Genomic DNA, 15,909 nt, shown 5'->3' with positions numbered 1-15,909 from the left:
ATGAACAAACGGGCGGGTCTAGGGCTGCTGTACGGTTGGCTGGCGTTGCTGCTGGTGTCTGCCGGGGTGGCCCATGCAACCGAACGCCTCGAGGTGATCGAGGTCGACGGGCAGGTCGAGCGCGCGGCGGGACCGGCGGAATTGCTCGACATGGCATCCGGGGGACACACCACGGTCCGGGCATTGCGCGCGTTCGGGCGGCTGCCCGACGAGTTCGGCGCGCTGGCCCTGTCGCTACGGGGTGCCGGTGTCGACCTGTTGGCAGCGGGCATTCCGGAAGTCGAGGCGCTGCAGGCGGACGCGGAGGCAGGCCGCCTCGATGCCGATCCCGACGCACTGGAGCGATTGCTCGCTCTGCTGCAGGAGCATGACTACCTCGACTGGGCTGCGCTGCAGGCCGGCCACGAACTCGAGCCGGCTGGCCCGGGCCTGCTGCGCGGAGAGGGCCGGGCCGTGCTGCGCGATGCGGGTGGAACGTTGCTGGCGCTGGAGTTGCACGGCGGCGTTCGGGAAACCCGAGGCGCGCTGGAACAAGCCGAGGCGGGTCCGAGTGCGTCGCCGGACGCGGATGACCGTCTGGCGCTGGGGCGGGTCGCAGCCGACCGCGACGGCGTTTCGCGGGACGCCCCGGCACTGTCCGAGCCGGCGCTGGCGCTGCGCGAGGCCCTGGACCGGCTGTTCACCGAGCCGGGGTCCCCGTGGGTTCTCGGTGGGGAAATCGGCATCGACGAACACCCGGACGGCCGGATCGGGTTGCTGCTCCCGTCGCTGACGCTGGAGGCGCCCGATGACGTCACCGCAGAGCTAGGGGACCTGGCGGCCGAGCTGCGGCCGCTGGGGAGCGAGCGCTGGGAGGTGACCGTGCAATTGCCGGGCGACGTCCCGCTCCGGGACCGGAAGGGCGACCTTGCCGCACGGATCAGCATCGGCGAGCGCTCGATGAGCGGTGTCTGGGCCGGTGATCTCGCGAGCCCGTTGCAATTGGCGGTGCATCTCGGCGATCTCGTTCTCGAGTCCGAGGCGCCGACAGCGGCGCTGGATCCGGAGCAACCGGGTCGGCTCGACGCGCAGCGCCTCGCGCTGACCCTGGATCTCGACGAACGGGAACCCGGCGTGGTGACCGGGCCGCTGGCGTTCGTAGTGGAAGGCGTGTCGCTGGCGAGTGCTGCCGCGGAACCGATCGGGCATCTGGGCCGGCTGTCGGTCGGCGTCGACTATGAGGACGTCGATCTCGCGGGACTCGCGGCATTCGGCGACATGGCCGCGGCACCCGAGACGCTGATGGAACGCGATCCCGCCGAGCTGCTGTCCGAATTGCTGACCGCGCTGGGGGGGATGCAGTCCCGGATCGAGGTGGAGGATCTGGCGGTACAGGCCCCGCCGGGCGAGGTGGGGCACCTGCGCGTGGCGCGTGCGGCGCTGAACACCGGGTTCGTTCCGTCCGCGGCCGGTGAGCTGAAGCGCGACCTCTGGGCCAACCTCGAGGGCCGGGGCTGGAGCTTCGGCGACGAGGAGTACGCGTTCGATCTCGATGCAGCCGAATGGAATCTGCGTCTGGACCGCATCGCGCCGATGACGCTGCTGCAGCTGGGGCTGGCGTCGTTGATGACGGGGGAACTCGCCGAGGACGATCTGATCGCGTCGGCGCAGGAGATCCTCGGCGGTTTCAGCGTCGGTCTTTCGCTGCATGGCGCCAACGGCCAGATGGTCGCCGAGTACCTCGCCGACGAACCGCCGTTCGGTCTCGAGCAGTTCGAGTTCGGCCTGGGACTTTCGGACCTGGATACCCCGGCTCCGGGGGTTTCGCTGGCCTACCGCCATCGCGGTATCGCGGGCCTGCCGATGGGAATGACCCCGATCCCGGACGAGCTGTTCCCGCAGGAGCTGGTGCTGGATCTGGTCGCGTCGCGTCTGCCGGGGGCGTTCCTCGCAGACGGAGCCGCGCTGCAGGGTGCGGCCGGAAACGGCGCGGAGATTGCGCAGGACGCGATGGCGGCGATGCTGGAAAACGACACCCGGATCGACATCCAGGAATTCGTGATCGACCTGCCGGTCGGGGGGCTGCGCCTGCACGGGAACAGCTGGGTCGACACCGAGGAGGTCGGATCGGGCGTGCTGCGCAGCGAGATGGAACTGCAGATCCGGAACTTCGACACGCTGCTGGATCTTGCACTGGAACTTGCGGACAACGACCAGGAACGGCAGCAGATCATGGGGATCGCGACGATCCTGAAGATGGCCGGCGAGGAGCGCGAGAACGACGCGGGCGAGCCGGTGCATTTCTATCATCTGCACGCGAACAGCCTGGGCGAGTTCCAGGTCAATGGCCACGATCTGGGCATGTTGCTGATGGACGAGGGACATTGATCCGGCGCCCGGCGGTCGGCCGCCGGCTGCTGCTGTTCGGGCTGCTCGTCGGGCTTGCGGCCGGGGCCCCGCCGATGCCGGCGGCGCCGCTCGGGGAGATTCGCGAAATCCTGGGCCGGGAACTCCTGCCGGAGCCCGACGCCGGGGTGCTGGAGGCCCTGGCGTTCGACGATCTCCGTGGCGACCTCCGGCAGCTCGATCCCTACGCCGACTGGTTTCCGGCCCCGGGTACCGGAGATATGCCTGCCGGGGCGGGGATCGCGGCGGAGCTCGAGGTCGACCCCGACGGCGCGTGGCTGCTGCCGCGGCAGGGCGGGCCGCTGGCCCGGGCCGGATTCCGCGATCGGGTGCAACTGCTCGCGGTCGGTGGCCGTTCGGTGTCGGGAATGGATGCGGTCCAGGTCGCCGGGCTCGTCCGGGGCGAGCCTGGTAGCCGGGTCCGGCTGCTGCTGGTCCGGCCCGGCGCACCCTTGCGGTACGACGTGACGCTGTTGCGCGAACACGCGCGTTCGCTGGACGTGGAGCGTTGGGACGTCGGCGGCACCACGGTGCTGCGGATCACCGACTTTGCGGCGGGGCGGACGCGCACGGCGCTGGCGGCAACGCTGGAGCGCCTGCCCGGCGGCGACGAGCCGGTGGTGATCGACCTGCGCTATGCCGGCGGAGGGGATCTCTACGAGGCGATCGACATGGCCGGTCTGCTGCTCGAGCCCGGGACTGAACTGTGCAGCGTCCGCGGGCGAGGCGAGACGGCCGCGACCTACCACGCGACCCGGGGATCGCCGAACGGGCCGCCGCTGTTCCTGCTGGTGGGGCCCGCCACGGCCAGTGCGGCCGAGGTGTTTGCGGGCATCCTGCAGTTCCATCGCCGGGCCCGGCTGGCCGGGCAGCCCACCTTCGGCAAGTGCCAGGCCCAGACCGAGCGGCGGCTTTCGGATGGCTCCCTGCTGCGCTTCACCAACAGCGAGGTGCATTTCCCGGATCACAGCACCTGTACCGGTGCCGGCCTGGTTCCGGACCTCCCGGTGAGTCGAGACCTGCTGCCGAATCTCGAGCGGACCTTGAGAAAGCTCCCGCTCGCGCCCGATGCCCGTTCCGGCATTGCGGCCGGGTCAGCGTGATCCACCATCGCCTTCGCCGCACGCGGGGGGAGTTCGATGCGGATCGTTGGAACAGCGCAGGGCGATGGGCAGAGCCCTGCCCATCAGGCAGGATCCGCTCTCGCGGCAGGCACGGATCCGTTACCGGCCGCCAGCGATACCGGCATCGGCTCGACCTGCCAGATGTTCCGGCAGTATTCGCGGATCGCCCGGTCCGACGAGAAAAAGCCGGTGCGCGCGGCGTTCAGGATCGACATTCGCGTCCAGCCCGCTGGATCCCGGAAGGCATCGCCGGCGCGCGCCTGGGCCTCGACATAGGCCGGGTAGTCGGCCAATAGCAGGTAGGGGTCGTGCTGCAGCAGGCTGTCGGTCAGCGGGCGGAACAGGTCGGGGTCGCCGTGCGAGAACAGACCCGAGCGCAGCAGGTCGATCACCTCGCGCAGCTCGTCGTGGCTGCGGTAGTACTCCCACGGGCGATACCCCTCGGCGAGCGTGCGCTCGACCTCCGCGACGGTCAGCCCGAACAGGAAGAAGTTCTCGTGGCCGACCGCGTCGCGAATCTCCACGTTGGCCCCGTCGAGCGTGCCGATGGTCAGCGCGCCGTTCATCGAGAATTTCATGTTGCCGGTCCCGGAGGCTTCCTTGCCGGCGGTGGAGATCTGCTCCGACAGATCCGCGGCCGGGTAGATGCACTCGGCGTTCTTCACGTTGAAGTTCGGCACGAACACGACGCGCAGCCGCTGGTTGACCTCGGGGTCGCGGTTGATCACTTCGGCGACCGAGTGGATCAGCTTGATGATCAGCTTGGCCATGAAATACCCGGGGGCTGCCTTGCCTCCGAATACGAAGGTGCGTGGGGTCGGGTCCGAGTCGGTGCCCTGCTTGATGCGGTGGTACAGGGCCACGATATGCAGCAGGTTCAGGTGCTGGCGCTTGTATTCGTGGATGCGCTTGACCTGGATGTCGAACAGCGACTGCGGGTCGACGACCGCGCCGGTGGCCTCCCGGATCCGCGCGGCCAGGCGTTCCTTGGCAGCGCGTTTCATTGCCTGCCAGCGCTGCTGGAACGCTGCATCGTCCGCGTGTGGTTCGAGCGTGCGCAGGTTTTCGGCGTCGCGCGCCCATCCAGGACCGGCCAGATCGGTGATGATGCCGCACAGATCCGGGTTGCTCAGCTGGATGAACCGGCGTGGCGTGACCCCGTTGGTGATGTTGTGGAATTTTTCCGGCCACAGTTCATGGAAATCCCGGAGCACGGTGGACTTCACGAGTTCCGAGTGGATTGCGGCGACCCCGTTCACGGCAAAGCTGCCGACGGTCGCAAGGTGGGCCATCCGCACCCGGCGCACCGGACCCTCCTCGATCAGCGACATGCGCGCGACGCGCTCCGGGTCGAACGGGTAGCGCATGCGCAGTTCGTCGAGGAAGCGGGCATTGATCTCGTAGATGATCTCCAGATGGCGCGGGAGCAGCCGTCCGAACAACTCCACCGGCCAGGTCTCCAGCGCTTCGGGTAACAGCGTGTGGTTGGTGTAGGCGAAGGTCCGGCGGGTGATCTCCCAGGCGCGCTCCCAGTCCATGCCGTGCTCGTCCAGGCACAGCCGCATCAACTCGGCCACTGCGATCGACGGGTGGGTGTCGTTGAGTTGCGCTGCGAATCGCTCGTGGAAGCCCTCCAGGTTCGGCGCGTGCTGCAGATGCACGCGCACCATGTCCTGCAGCGAGCACGATACAAAGAAATACTGCTGCTTCAGGCGCAGTTCCTTGCCTACCTCCGGCTCGTCGTTCGGGTACAGCACCTTGGTGATGTTCTCGGCCCCGACTTTCGCGTTCACCGCGCCGTAGTAGTCGCCTTTGTGGAAGGCCTGCAGGTCGAACGACCGGCCCGCGGTCGCGTGCCAGAGCCGCAGCAGGTTGGTGTTGTCATTGCCAAAGCCCAGGACCGGCGTGTCGTAGGCCATCCCGTAGAGGTCCAGCTCCGGTACCCAGCGCACCCGGAACCGACCGTGTTCGTCGGTGTAGGGCTCCGTGTGCCCTCCGAAGCGCACCGGGTAGCGCAGCAGCGGGCGCGGGATCTCCCAGGGATTGCCGTTGGTCAGCCACAGATCGCAGTCCTCGACCTGCCAGCCGTCGACGATCTTCTGGTCAAAGATTCCGTGCTCGTAGCGGATGCCGTAGCCGATCGCGGGGATCGACAGCGTCGCGAGCGAGTCCAGATAGCACGCGGCCAGCCGCCCGAGGCCACCGTTGCCGAGCCCCGGTTCGGGCTCCTGGTCCAGAATCTCCTGCAGGTCGATTCCCAGATCCCGCGCGCCCTGGCGGGCACTGTCGACGATTCCCAGGTTGATCAGATTGTTTCCGAGCTGTGGGCCGAGCAGGTATTCCGCGGACAGGTAGCAGACCGTGCGTGCGTCTGCCTTCCGGTAGGTTTCCGCGGTGCGGATCCAGCGCTCCAGCATGCGGTCGCGCACCGTGTACGCCGCGGCCATGTACAGGTCGTGCGGCGTCGCGACCTCCCAGTAGCGTGCTTGCACGTAGAACATGCTGTCGACGAAGGCGCGTTTCAGAGACTCCGGGCTCATCCCGGTTCGGGTACGTTCGTCGCTGGATCCGTGCATCGGTGCGCGCTCCTTCCGAGCTGTGCCAGAGGGTATCCTGCCCGGACACGATAGTCCTTGCCAGCCCGGTGCGCCGAACCGGATGACGGGTGTGCCGGGTTCGGCCGGACATGGATCGCGGCGGAGGCTGGCGGTGGCGCCGGGTCGCGATACCCGCGGGTACGGCGTCCGTGGCATCCTGCCCGCGTGCACGGCCGGTTGCCGTGGGATGGACGGAGGTACGACATGCCGATCGATACGCTTTTCCCGATACCGGTCGTGATACGTGGAGCTGCGTGGTGGGCCGGGGTGCGGACCGCGCCACGTGGTTCTGTCGTACGCGGCCCGATTTCCTGAGGGGGCCGCCGGCCAGTGTCCGACCAGCGTGAACGGCAGCTGGCCCGCCTCGGCGAGGGTCTGTACGACGTACTGATCGTCGGCGGCGGGATCAACGGCGCGGTATCGGCCGCGGCACTGGCCGGGCAGGGCGCGCGTGTCGCCCTGATCGACCGCGGCGACTTCGCCGGCATGACCAGCCAGGCGTCGTCGAATCTGGTCTGGGGCGGGATCAAGTACCTCGAGTCGCGCGAATTCGCGCTGGTGCGCGAACTCTGTCTGAGCCGCAATCGGCTGCTGCGGCACTACCCGTCGTGGGTTCGGGAGATCCGGTTCCTGGCCACGATCGACCGGGGCTTTCGCTGGGATCCCCGCCTGCTCTGGCTGGGCACTTGGGTCTACTGGCTGTTCGGCAGCGGCTTCACGCGTGTTCCGCGGCGTCTGTCGCGGCGCGCGATCGCGCGCGTCGAACCCCGAATCGACATCGCCGATGCGGCCGGCGGGTTCGAATACTCGGACGCGTTTCTGTGCGACCACGATGCCCGCTTCGTGTTTCAGTTCGTGCGTGCTGCGTTGCGCGACGGCTGTGCGGCCGCCAACTACGTCGAGTCGCTCGGGGCCCGGCGCGACCGGGGCGTATGGACGCTGCGGGCGCGCGACGTCGAGACTGGAGCGGAACGGGAGATCCGGGCGCGGGTGCTGATCAACGCCGGCGGACCGCTGGTGGACGCGCACAACGCGTTGACCGGGGTGCGGACCGAGCACCGCCACGTGTTCTCGAAGGGCGTGCACCTGATCCTGCCGCAGCTGAGCGCCAGCGGCAGGATCCTGACGTTCTTCGCCGACGACGGCCGGCTGTTCTTCGTGATCCCGATGGGCAACCGCAGCTGCGTCGGAACCACCGACACCCCGGTGCAAGACCCGGACACGCGGGTGACCGACGCCGACCGCCGGTTCCTGCTGGACAACGTCAATCGCCGTCTGAAGCTGGCGCGCCCGCTGGCGCCGGCCGACGTGATCGCCGAACGCTGCGGGGTGCGCCCACTGGCGGTGCGCGGCAACGCCACGCTGGCGCCCGGCGACTGGCTGCAGCTCTCGCGCCGGCATGTGATCGAGGTCGATCGCGAACGGGCGCATCTGAGCCTGTTCGGCGGCAAACTGACCGATTGCCTGAATGTGGCCGAGGAGGTCGCGGATCGGGTGCGGGAGCTGGGAATCGAGCTGCCCGCGCGCGCCCGGCGCTGGTATGGCGAGCCGGACGCGGCGGCCCGCGACGCCTTCTTCGATGCGGCCCGGGCGCTGGAGCTGGATCGCTACACGCCGAGCGGCGCACCGGAACCGCTGTCCCAGCGGCTTTGGCGGCGCTATGACCGCGACGCGATGGAACTGCTGGCGATGATCCGCGCCGATGCGCGCGCAGCCGAGATCGTGATCGAGGGAACCGAGTATCTGCGCTGCGAGCTGGAGCTCGCCCGCGAGCGCGAGATGGTCGTGCGCCTGGACGACTTCCTGCGCCGGCGCTCGCGGATCGCCCAGATCCTCGGGCAGCAGGCGCTGCGCGACGCACCCGGTCTGATCGAGGCCTGCCGGATCCTGTTCGGTGACCAGGCGCAGCGGCGGTTCGAGCAGCTTTTCGCGCAATCTGCCGCCGGGCCGTCGCAGCCGGACGCGGGGGCGCGCTGACGCCGCTGGGACGCGACCGGGGCGGCTTGGTGGCTCCCGCGCGGCGCTGGTATTCTGGCACTTTTCCCCTACCAGGATACGCCCCCGATGCAGGAAAGCTACGAGCCCGCCGCGATCGAGGCCGCCGTCCAGCACCGTTGGGCGGAGAGCCGCTGCTTCGACGCGCGCGAGGACGACCGGCGCGAGCCGTTCTATTGCCTGTCGATGTTCCCCTACCCGTCGGGGAAGCTGCACATGGGGCATGTGCGCAACTACACCATCGGCGACGTGATCGCGCGCTTTCAGCGCATGCAGGGGCGCAACGTGCTGCAGCCGATGGGCTGGGACGCGTTCGGTCTGCCGGCGGAGAACGCCGCGATCCAGAACCGTGTCGCGCCCGCCGCCTGGACGCGGCAGAACATCGACCAGATGCGCGCGCAGCTCAAGCGCCTCGGTTTCGCCTACGACTGGAGCCGTGAGATCGCGACCTGCGACCCGGAGTACTACCGCTGGGAGCAATGGCTGTTCCTGCGCCTGTTCGAGAAGGGGCTGGTCTACCGCAAGCTCGCGACCGTGAACTGGGATCCGGTGGACCAGACCGTGCTGGCGAACGAGCAGGTGATCGACGGGCGCGGCTGGCGTTCGGGCGCGGTGGTCGAGCGGCGCGAGATGCCGCAGTGGTTCCTGCGCATCACCGACTACGCCGATGAGCTTCTGGACGCACTCGACGGGCTCGACGGCTGGCCGGACCAGGTGCGCGCAATGCAGCGCAACTGGATCGGCCGTTCCGAGGGCGTCGAGCTGGATTTTACCGTCGCCGGCGATCAGCGACTGACCGTCTATACCACGCGTCCGGATACGCTGATGGGGGTCAGCTATGTCGCACTGGCACCCGAACACCCGCTGGTCACGGCCCGGCTCGGCGACGACCCGGAGCTGGCGGCCTTCGTCGAGGACTGCCGCAACCGCGGCGTCGCCGAGGCCGATCTCGCGACGATGGAGAAGCGCGGCCGCGCGCTCGGCATCACCGCGCGCCACCCGCTGAGTGGCGAGGAGGTGCCGGTATGGGTCGCGAACTTCGTGCTGATGGAATACGGCACCGGCGCGGTGATGGCGGTGCCGGCGCACGACGAGCGCGACCACGCGTTCGCGCAACAGTACGGCCTGCCGATCCGGCCGGTGATCGAGCCGCTGGATGGCAGCCGCTGGGACTTCGACGCAGCCGCGTTCACCGATCACGGCCGCCTGGTCGACTCGGGCGAGTTCAGCGGGCTGGACTTCGAGCAGGCGTTCAGCGCGATCGCCGAGTCGCTGGAGGCACGCAGCCTCGGGCGGCGGCGGCGCAACTACCGGCTGCGCGACTGGGGCATCTCGCGCCAGCGCTACTGGGGCTGTCCGATCCCGGTGATCCACTGCGACGACTGCGGCGTGGTGCCGGTGCCCGAAGCCGATCTCCCCGTCCGGCTGCCGGAGGACGTGGTGCCCGACGGTGCCGGTTCGCCGCTGGCGAAGATGGCGTCGTTCCACGAGACGACCTGCCCGAAGTGCGGCCGGGCCGCCCGGCGCGAGACCGACACCTTCGACACCTTCTTCGAGTCTTCGTGGTACTACGCCCGCTACTGCTCCGCGGACAACCACGAAGCGATGCTCGATGCCCGCGCCGACTACTGGCTGCCGGTGCACCAGTATGTCGGCGGGGTCGAGCACGCGGTGCTGCACCTGCTGTACGCGCGCTTCTTCCACAAGCTGCTGCGCGACGAGGGCCTGCTGTCGAGTGACGAACCCTTCACCCGGCTGCTGACACAGGGCATGGTGATTGCCCCGACCTTCTACCGGGAACGGCCGGACGGCAGCCGCGACTGGATCAACCCGGCCGACGTCGAGGTCGCTCGCGGCGCGGAGGGCGCTGGCGAGGCGCAGATTCGCGCGACCGGCGAGCGGGTGCAGATCGGCGGCATGGAGAAGATGTCCAAGTCGAAGAACAACGGCGTCGACCCGCAGGCGCTGATCGATCGCTACGGCGCGGATACCGCACGCCTGTTCACGATGTTCGCGGCGCCGCCGGATCTGTCGCTGGAATGGTCCGACTCCGGGGTCGAAGGTGCGCACCGTTTCCTGAAGCGGCTCTGGCGCCAGGTGTTCGAGTGCCGTTGCACGCAGGCGACGCCGATGCGCCCGGATACCGCCCGGCTCGGCGACACCGGGCGCGCGCTGCGGCGCAAGCTGCACGAGACCATCGCCAAGGTCACCGACGACATCGGGCGCCGCCAGACCTTCAACACTGCGATCGCGGCGTGCATGGAGTTGCTGAACGAACTCTCCCGCCTGCCCGCGGACGAACCCGAGGCCAATCCGCTGCGGCGCGAGTGCCTGACCGATCTGGTGCTGATGCTGGCGCCGATCGTGCCCCACATCAGCCAGGCGCTCTGGGAGTCCATGGGCCACCACGGGCTGATCGCGGACGCCGCCTGGCCGGCGGTCGACCCCGAGGCATTGACGGTTGCGGAGATCACCCTCGCGGTGCAGGTGAACGGTAAGCTGAGGGCACAGATCCAGGTGCCCGCGGACGCCCCGCGCGAGGCGATCGAGCAGGCCGCTCGCGCCGATGCCAACGTGCAGCGGCATCTCGAGGGGCTTGCCGTGGTGAAGGTGGTGGTGGTGCCGGGGCGCCTGGTCAACCTCGTGGCGAAGCCCGCGTGAACGCCGCGCGTATCTGGGGCGTGGCCCTGCTGGTGCTGGTGCTTGCCGGCTGCGGATTCCAGCTGCGCGGCGTGCCCGACTGGCCCGATGGACTCGATCCGATCCGGATCGAGGGCCTGGCCGTGCGCGATCCGCTGTACCTGAACCTGGCGCAAAGCCTGCGTGCGGCCGGCGTGGAAGTGCTTCCGCCCGGGACTGCCGGGGCAGCCGAGCTGCGGGTGTTGTCGCTGCACGACGACCGGCGCGTGCTGTCGGTCACAGGCGCTGCGCGCATCAGCGAGTACGAGCTGGTGCGCCAGCTCGAAGCCGAGTTGGCACTGCCGGACGTTGCCGAACGCCTGCCGCTGGGGCGGCTGGAGGTCAGCCGGGTCTATGTGTTCGATGCAGCATCGGTACTGGGTCAGTCCGAGCGCGAAGAGGAACTGCGCCTGGCGATGAACCGCGATCTCGTCCGGCTGCTGCAGTTGCGGGTGCAGGCCCTGCTCGCGCAGACGCCGTCCGGGGAATCCCGGTGACAGCGGCTTGACCCTCGATCCCGAACAGCTCGAGCCGGCGCTGGCCCGTGGCCTGAAGCCGGTCTACGCAATCCTGGCGGAGGAGCCGCTGCAGGCGCTGGAAGCCGCCGACGCGGTGCGGGCCGCCGCGCGTGCCGCCGGGTTCGGCGCGCGCACGGTGCTGGATCTGGGGGCAAGTGGCGACTGGAACGCGTTCGAAGCCGCGGTGCGCGATCGGTCCTTGTTCGCCGAGCGCGGACTGATCGACCTGCGCCTTCCTTCCGGCAAGCCTGGCCGGATCGGCGCCGAGCACCTGGCCCGCTACGCCCGCGCGCCGGAGCCGGACCTGATCCTGCTGCTGCAATTGCCGCGGCCGGACCGTGACATGCGCAAGGCGGCCTGGTTCAAGGCGCTGGAGCGCGCGGCGGTGACGGTGCATGCGCGCCCGGTGCCGCCGAATCGGCTCGGGGCCTGGATCCGCGGGCGGCTGGAGCGGGCGGGCCTCCGGATCGAGCCGGATGCGCTGGCGCTGCTCGCCGCGCGGGTCGAGGGCAACCTGCTGGCGGCCCGGCAGGAAGTGGACAAGCTCAAGCTGGCCGGAGTCACCGAGATCGACCTGGACACGTTGCGGCAGGGATTGGCCGACTCGGCCCGGTACGATCTGTTCGAACTGCCGTCGGTCGCGCTGTCCGGGGATGCCGCGCGGGCGCTGCGCATGCTGCGCGGCATGCTGGCCGAGGGGCAGCCCGAACCGTTGATTCTGTGGGCATTGGCGCGCGACATCCGGGCGCTGGCGCGCGCCTGCGAACGGCGCGCCGCCGGGGAGCCGGCGGCCCAGGCCACCCGGGGCTTCTGGGGTACCGATGCGGCCGCGCTGCGCAAGGCCGTCGACCGTGTGCCCCCGGCCGACGCACGGCGCCTGTTGGTGCAGGCGGCGAGCGTCGACCGGGTGATCAAGGGGCGGGAACCGGGCAACGTCGGCAGGCAGTTGGTAGACTTGGTGGCGGCGCTGTCGGGCCGGCCGCTGCAAGCGGCCTGACGCGCGGGAATCGGCGCGGCAAGGTCCGCCGGGGCAGGGTGTGTCCACCGGGTTCGGGTAATGGAGAGTGAGTGGCGATGAGCAGTGCTGTAGGGTTGCAGGCGACCGAGGTGCCCACCGATATCCCCCGCTACATGGCGGATCTCGGGCGGCGCGCGCGTGCGGCTTCGCGGGTAATGGCCGAGGCCGAAACCGGGCATAAGAACACCGCGTTGGCGGCGATCGCCGAGGTGATCCTCGATCAGCGCCGGGAGTTGTCCGAGGCCAACCGCGTGGACCTCGACGCCGGCCGGGCGCGGGGACTCGACGAGGCGATGCTCGATCGCCTGACGCTGAACGATGCCCGCATCGAGGCCATGGCCGAGGGTTGCCGCCAGGTCGCGGCGCTCCCCGACCCGGTCGGCGTGATCACCGACCTGGCGTATCGCCCGAGCGGGATCCAGGTGGGCCGGATGCGGGTGCCGCTGGGCGTGATCGGGATCATCTACGAATCCCGTCCCAACGTGACCATCGACGCCGCCGTGCTGTGTCTGAAATCCGGCAATGCCACGATTCTGCGCGGCGGCTCGGAGGCCGCCCACTCGAACCGGGCACTCGCGGGCATCATCCAGGCCGGGCTGGTCGCGGCGGGGCTGCCGCGCGATGCCGTGCAGATCGTCGCGACGACCGACCGGGAGGCGGTCGGCGAACTGCTGCGAATGGAGCGCGACGTCGACGTGATCGTGCCGCGCGGCGGCAAGGGGCTGATCGAGCGCGTGAGCCGCGAGTCGCGGGTGCCGGTGATCAAGCACCTGGATGGCGTCTGCCACGTCTACCTCGACGCCCGTGCCGATGCCGACAAGGCATTCGCGGTGGCCGTGAACGCGAAGACCCAGCGCTACGGCACCTGCAACACGATGGAAACGCTGCTGGTGCACACAAGCCGGGCCGGCGAACTGCTGCCGCGCGTCGCCGCGGCATTGGAACAGCACGGGGTGGAACTGCGCGGCTGCGAAAGCACCCGCGCGCTGCTTCCGGGAATCGGCGCCGCAACCGAGGACGATTGGTACGCCGAGTACCTGGCTCCGGTGCTGGCGATCCGGGTGGTCGATTCGCTCGAGGCCGCGATGGACCACATCAACGCCTACGGTTCGCAGCACACCGACAGCATCGTCACCGAGGACTGGAGCGCCGCGCGGCGTTTCTTGCGCGCAGTGGATTCCAGCTCGGTCATGGTGAACGCGTCGACGCGGTTTGCCGACGGTTTCGAGTACGGCCTGGGTGCCGAAATCGGAATCAGTACCGACAAGCTGCACGCCCGGGGCCCGGTCGGGCTCGAGGGGCTGACCACGCAGAAGTTCGTGGTGCTGGGCGATGGTCATGTGCGCACCTGAAGGGGGCGGCGTTGACGCTTGCTGACCCGATCCGGACCGCCCGCGTCGCGACTGCTCGAGACCGGGGTGCGGGAAGCTCGTGATCGGTGTTCTCGGCGGCACCTTCGACCCGATCCACTTCGGGCACCTGCGCCCGGCGCTGGAAGTGCACGAGCAGCTCGCGCTGCAGGAACTGCGTTTCATTCCCTGTCACGTGCCGCCCCACCGTGCGGCGCCGGCAACCCCGGCGCGGCATCGTCTGGCGATGGTCGAGCATGCGGTGGCCGGCGTGCCGGGTTTCCGGGTCGACCGCCGGGAACTGGATCGCCCCGGTCCGTCCTACACCGTCGAAACCCTGCACGACCTGCGGACCGAAATCGGTTCAGAGGCGCCGCTGGTGCTGATCATGGGCATGGATGCGTTTGCCGGGCTGCATACCTGGCACCGGTGGCGGGAGCTGCCGGCGCTGGCGCACCTGGTGGTGGCGCATCGCCCCGGCGCCACCACGCCGCCTGATGCCGCTTTCCGTGGCATCGCGCGCGTCGCCGCCGATCCGGAACCGTTGCGGACCCGGCCCGCTGGCTGGATTCACTTCCAGCCCGTGACCCAGCTCGATATCTCGGCCACCGCGATTCGCAACGCCCTGCAGGCCGGGCGGAGCCCACGCTATCTGCTCCCGGATGATGTCCATGCCTATATTGACGAACATGGCCTGTATCGGGCCATTGCCAGCGAACCCCGTTGATCTCAGGAACCGCCGATGCAAAGTGAACAGCTGGTCGATCTCGTAACTCACGCGCTGGAAGACATGAAGGGGCAGCAGGTCCGCGTGCTCGACGTGCGTGGCAAGACGCCGCTGGCCGATTACATGGTCATTGCCAGCGGAACCTCCAACCGGCACGTGAAATCCCTTGCCGATTCGGTCGCCGTGAAGGCGAAGGAAGCCGGGGTCCAGCCCCTGGGCATAGAGGGGCAGGAGGGTCAGGAGTGGGTGCTGGTCGATCTGAACGACGTGATCGTGCACGTGATGCTCCCGAAGGTCCGGGATTTCTACAACCTGGAGAAGCTCTGGCTGGCGGAGGATGCGGGCGACGACGCCTCCGGGCAGTGGCCTGGGCCCGACGTGATCCGGCGTATCCGCCACTGAGCGCGGTTTTTTCGGGTTCTGAGGACCTGCGATGCGATTGCAGCTGCTTGCGATCGGCCAGCGCATGCCCGGGTGGGTTGCCGAGGGTTTTGCCGAGTACGCGGCGCGGATGCCCCGCGATGCCTCGCTGCAACTGCAGGTGCTGCCCGGCCCGGCCCGCTCGCGGGCAATGGATACGGCGACGCTGCGTCGTGCCGAAGCGCAGGCGTTGCTGGCGGCGGTGCCGTCGCAGGCCATCCTGGTCGCGTTGGACGAGCGCGGCGAATGCGTGGACACGCAGCGTCTGGCGACGCGGTTCGAGCAGTGGCGCCAGTCGGGGCGTGACGTGGCGCTGCTGATCGGCGGTGCCGCGGGTCTGGACGCGTCGATCCGCAAGCGCGCGGACTGGATCTGGTCGCTGTCGCCGCTCACCTTTCCGCATATGCTGGTGCGGGTTCTGGTTGCGGAGCAGCTCTACCGCGCCTGGTCCGTGCTTGCCCACCATCCCTACCACCGCGGATGAGTCGCCCGCTGGTGCTCGCATCTGCGTCGCCGCGCCGCAGCGAACTGCTGGCGCAGCTCGGCGTCGAGTTCACGCCGGTGCCCGCCGACATCGACGAGACGCCGCGGCCGGGCGAGTCGCCGGCGCAGTTGGTGCTGCGCCTGGCGCGGGGCAAGGCCGAGGCGATCGCCGCGGCCGTACCGGGGCGTTGGGTTCTGGGGGCGGATACGGTCGTCGCGGTCGGCGGCGAGATTCTCGGCAAGCCCGCGGATAGACACGAGGCTGCCCGGATGCTCGCGCGCCTCTCCGGCCGAGTCCACAGCGTCTACAGCGGGCTGGCGCTGGCTCGCCTGGGTGAGCCGACGCGCGATGGCTGGGTGAAGACGCGCGTCTGGATGCGCGACATCGCGCAAGCGGAGATCGCCGCGTATCTGGCGACCGGCGAGCCGCTGGGCAAGGCGGGCGCCTACGCGATCCAGGGCCGGGGCGCGGCGTTCGTCCGCTGCCTTGCCGGCTCCTACAGCAATGTCGTGGGGTTGCCGCTGTACGAGCTGGACCGGTTGCTGTGCGAACTTCCCGATCCGCCGCAGCGGCGTCTGGCGGGCTGATCCGGATCCGGAAACGCGCGGGGATT

Annotated in this window: 12 protein-coding genes; 11 read left to right on the top strand and 1 reads right to left on the bottom strand. The window is 69.4% G+C overall.

Annotation, left to right across the window (positions count from 1 at the left end; translation table 11 throughout):
* Together THITH_RS13635 and THITH_RS13630 are read left to right on the top strand one after the other, a co-directional pair.
* Positions 1 to 2,367 (top strand): hypothetical protein, encoded by a 2,367-nt coding sequence (locus THITH_RS13635; RefSeq protein ID WP_006747263.1) that lies wholly within the window; start codon positions 1 to 3, stop codon positions 2,365 to 2,367.
* On the top strand, positions 2,364 to 3,488 hold the full coding sequence (locus THITH_RS13630; protein ID WP_006747264.1) for a S41 family peptidase: 1,125 nt from the start codon (positions 2,364 to 2,366) through the stop codon (positions 3,486 to 3,488). The genes THITH_RS13635 and THITH_RS13630 overlap by 4 nt, the downstream gene beginning before the upstream one ends.
* A gap of 83 nt (positions 3,489 to 3,571) precedes the next feature.
* On the opposite strand, the gene THITH_RS13625 is transcribed toward THITH_RS13630, so the two are convergent.
* Positions 3,572 to 6,085 (bottom strand): glycogen/starch/alpha-glucan phosphorylase, encoded by a 2,514-nt coding sequence (locus THITH_RS13625; RefSeq protein WP_006747265.1) that lies wholly within the window; start codon positions 6,083 to 6,085, stop codon positions 3,572 to 3,574.
* Between the two features lie 351 nt (positions 6,086 to 6,436).
* Between THITH_RS13625 and THITH_RS13620 the strand changes: the two genes are divergently transcribed.
* From THITH_RS13620 to THITH_RS13580, 9 genes are all read left to right on the top strand, one after another.
* On the top strand, positions 6,437 to 8,083 hold the full coding sequence (locus THITH_RS13620; protein WP_006747266.1) for a glycerol-3-phosphate dehydrogenase/oxidase: 1,647 nt from the start codon (positions 6,437 to 6,439) through the stop codon (positions 8,081 to 8,083).
* An 87-nt stretch (positions 8,084 to 8,170) separates the two neighbouring features.
* Entirely contained in the window at positions 8,171 to 10,762 is a 2,592-nt protein-coding gene (gene leuS / locus THITH_RS13615) for a leucine--tRNA ligase (RefSeq protein WP_006747267.1), read from the top strand.
* Entirely contained in the window at positions 10,759 to 11,277 is a 519-nt protein-coding gene (locus tag THITH_RS13610; RefSeq protein ID WP_006747268.1) for an LPS-assembly lipoprotein LptE, read from the top strand. Before leuS ends, THITH_RS13610 begins: the two co-directional genes overlap by 4 nt.
* 7 nt (positions 11,278 to 11,284) lie before the next feature.
* Positions 11,285 to 12,295 carry a DNA polymerase III subunit delta gene (gene holA / locus THITH_RS13605; RefSeq protein ID WP_006747269.1) on the top strand — a complete coding sequence of 337 codons (1,011 nt, stop codon included), beginning with the start codon at positions 11,285 to 11,287 and terminating at the stop codon, positions 12,293 to 12,295.
* 134 nt (positions 12,296 to 12,429) lie between these two features.
* Positions 12,430 to 13,668, top strand: coding sequence for a glutamate-5-semialdehyde dehydrogenase (locus THITH_RS13600; protein ID WP_232222309.1), 1,239 nt, complete (start codon positions 12,430 to 12,432; stop codon positions 13,666 to 13,668).
* Between the two features lie 79 nt (positions 13,669 to 13,747).
* Positions 13,748 to 14,392 carry a nicotinate-nucleotide adenylyltransferase gene (gene nadD / locus THITH_RS13595; protein ID WP_006747271.1) on the top strand — a complete coding sequence of 215 codons (645 nt, stop codon included), beginning with the start codon at positions 13,748 to 13,750 and terminating at the stop codon, positions 14,390 to 14,392.
* A gap of 15 nt (positions 14,393 to 14,407) precedes the next feature.
* Positions 14,408 to 14,794: a ribosome silencing factor gene (rsfS, locus tag THITH_RS13590; RefSeq protein WP_006747272.1), complete on the top strand. Its 387-nt coding sequence runs from the start codon at positions 14,408 to 14,410 to the stop codon at positions 14,792 to 14,794.
* A 31-nt stretch (positions 14,795 to 14,825) separates the two neighbouring features.
* Entirely contained in the window at positions 14,826 to 15,296 is a 471-nt protein-coding gene (rlmH, locus tag THITH_RS13585; RefSeq protein WP_006747273.1) for a 23S rRNA (pseudouridine(1915)-N(3))-methyltransferase RlmH, read from the top strand.
* Positions 15,293 to 15,883, top strand: a complete 591-nt coding sequence (locus THITH_RS13580; RefSeq protein ID WP_006747274.1) for a Maf family protein — start codon at positions 15,293 to 15,295, stop codon at positions 15,881 to 15,883. Before rlmH ends, THITH_RS13580 begins: the two co-directional genes overlap by 4 nt.
* The last annotated feature ends 26 nt before the right edge of the window (positions 15,884 to 15,909 follow it).

This window comes from Thioalkalivibrio paradoxus ARh 1, assembly GCF_000227685.2.
Taxonomy (GTDB): Bacteria; Pseudomonadota; Gammaproteobacteria; order Ectothiorhodospirales; family Ectothiorhodospiraceae; genus Thioalkalivibrio; species Thioalkalivibrio paradoxus.
Note: the sequence above shows the minus strand (reverse complement) of the source record. Positions and strands in the feature narration are given on the sequence as shown.

Coding starts and splice junctions, on each gene's coding strand:
- THITH_RS13580 (WP_006747274.1), top strand. CDS start 15,293: ATGAGTCGCCCGCTGGTGCTCGCATCTGCGTCGCCGCGCCGCAGCGAA.
- THITH_RS13625 (WP_006747265.1), bottom strand. CDS start 6,085: ATGCACGGATCCAGCGACGAACGTACCCGAACCGGGATGAGCCCGGAG.
- rsfS (WP_006747272.1), top strand. CDS start 14,408: ATGCAAAGTGAACAGCTGGTCGATCTCGTAACTCACGCGCTGGAAGAC.
- THITH_RS13600 (WP_232222309.1), top strand. CDS start 12,430: ATGGCGGATCTCGGGCGGCGCGCGCGTGCGGCTTCGCGGGTAATGGCC.
- rlmH (WP_006747273.1), top strand. CDS start 14,826: ATGCGATTGCAGCTGCTTGCGATCGGCCAGCGCATGCCCGGGTGGGTT.
- THITH_RS13635 (WP_006747263.1), top strand. CDS start 1: ATGAACAAACGGGCGGGTCTAGGGCTGCTGTACGGTTGGCTGGCGTTG.
- leuS (WP_006747267.1), top strand. CDS start 8,171: ATGCAGGAAAGCTACGAGCCCGCCGCGATCGAGGCCGCCGTCCAGCAC.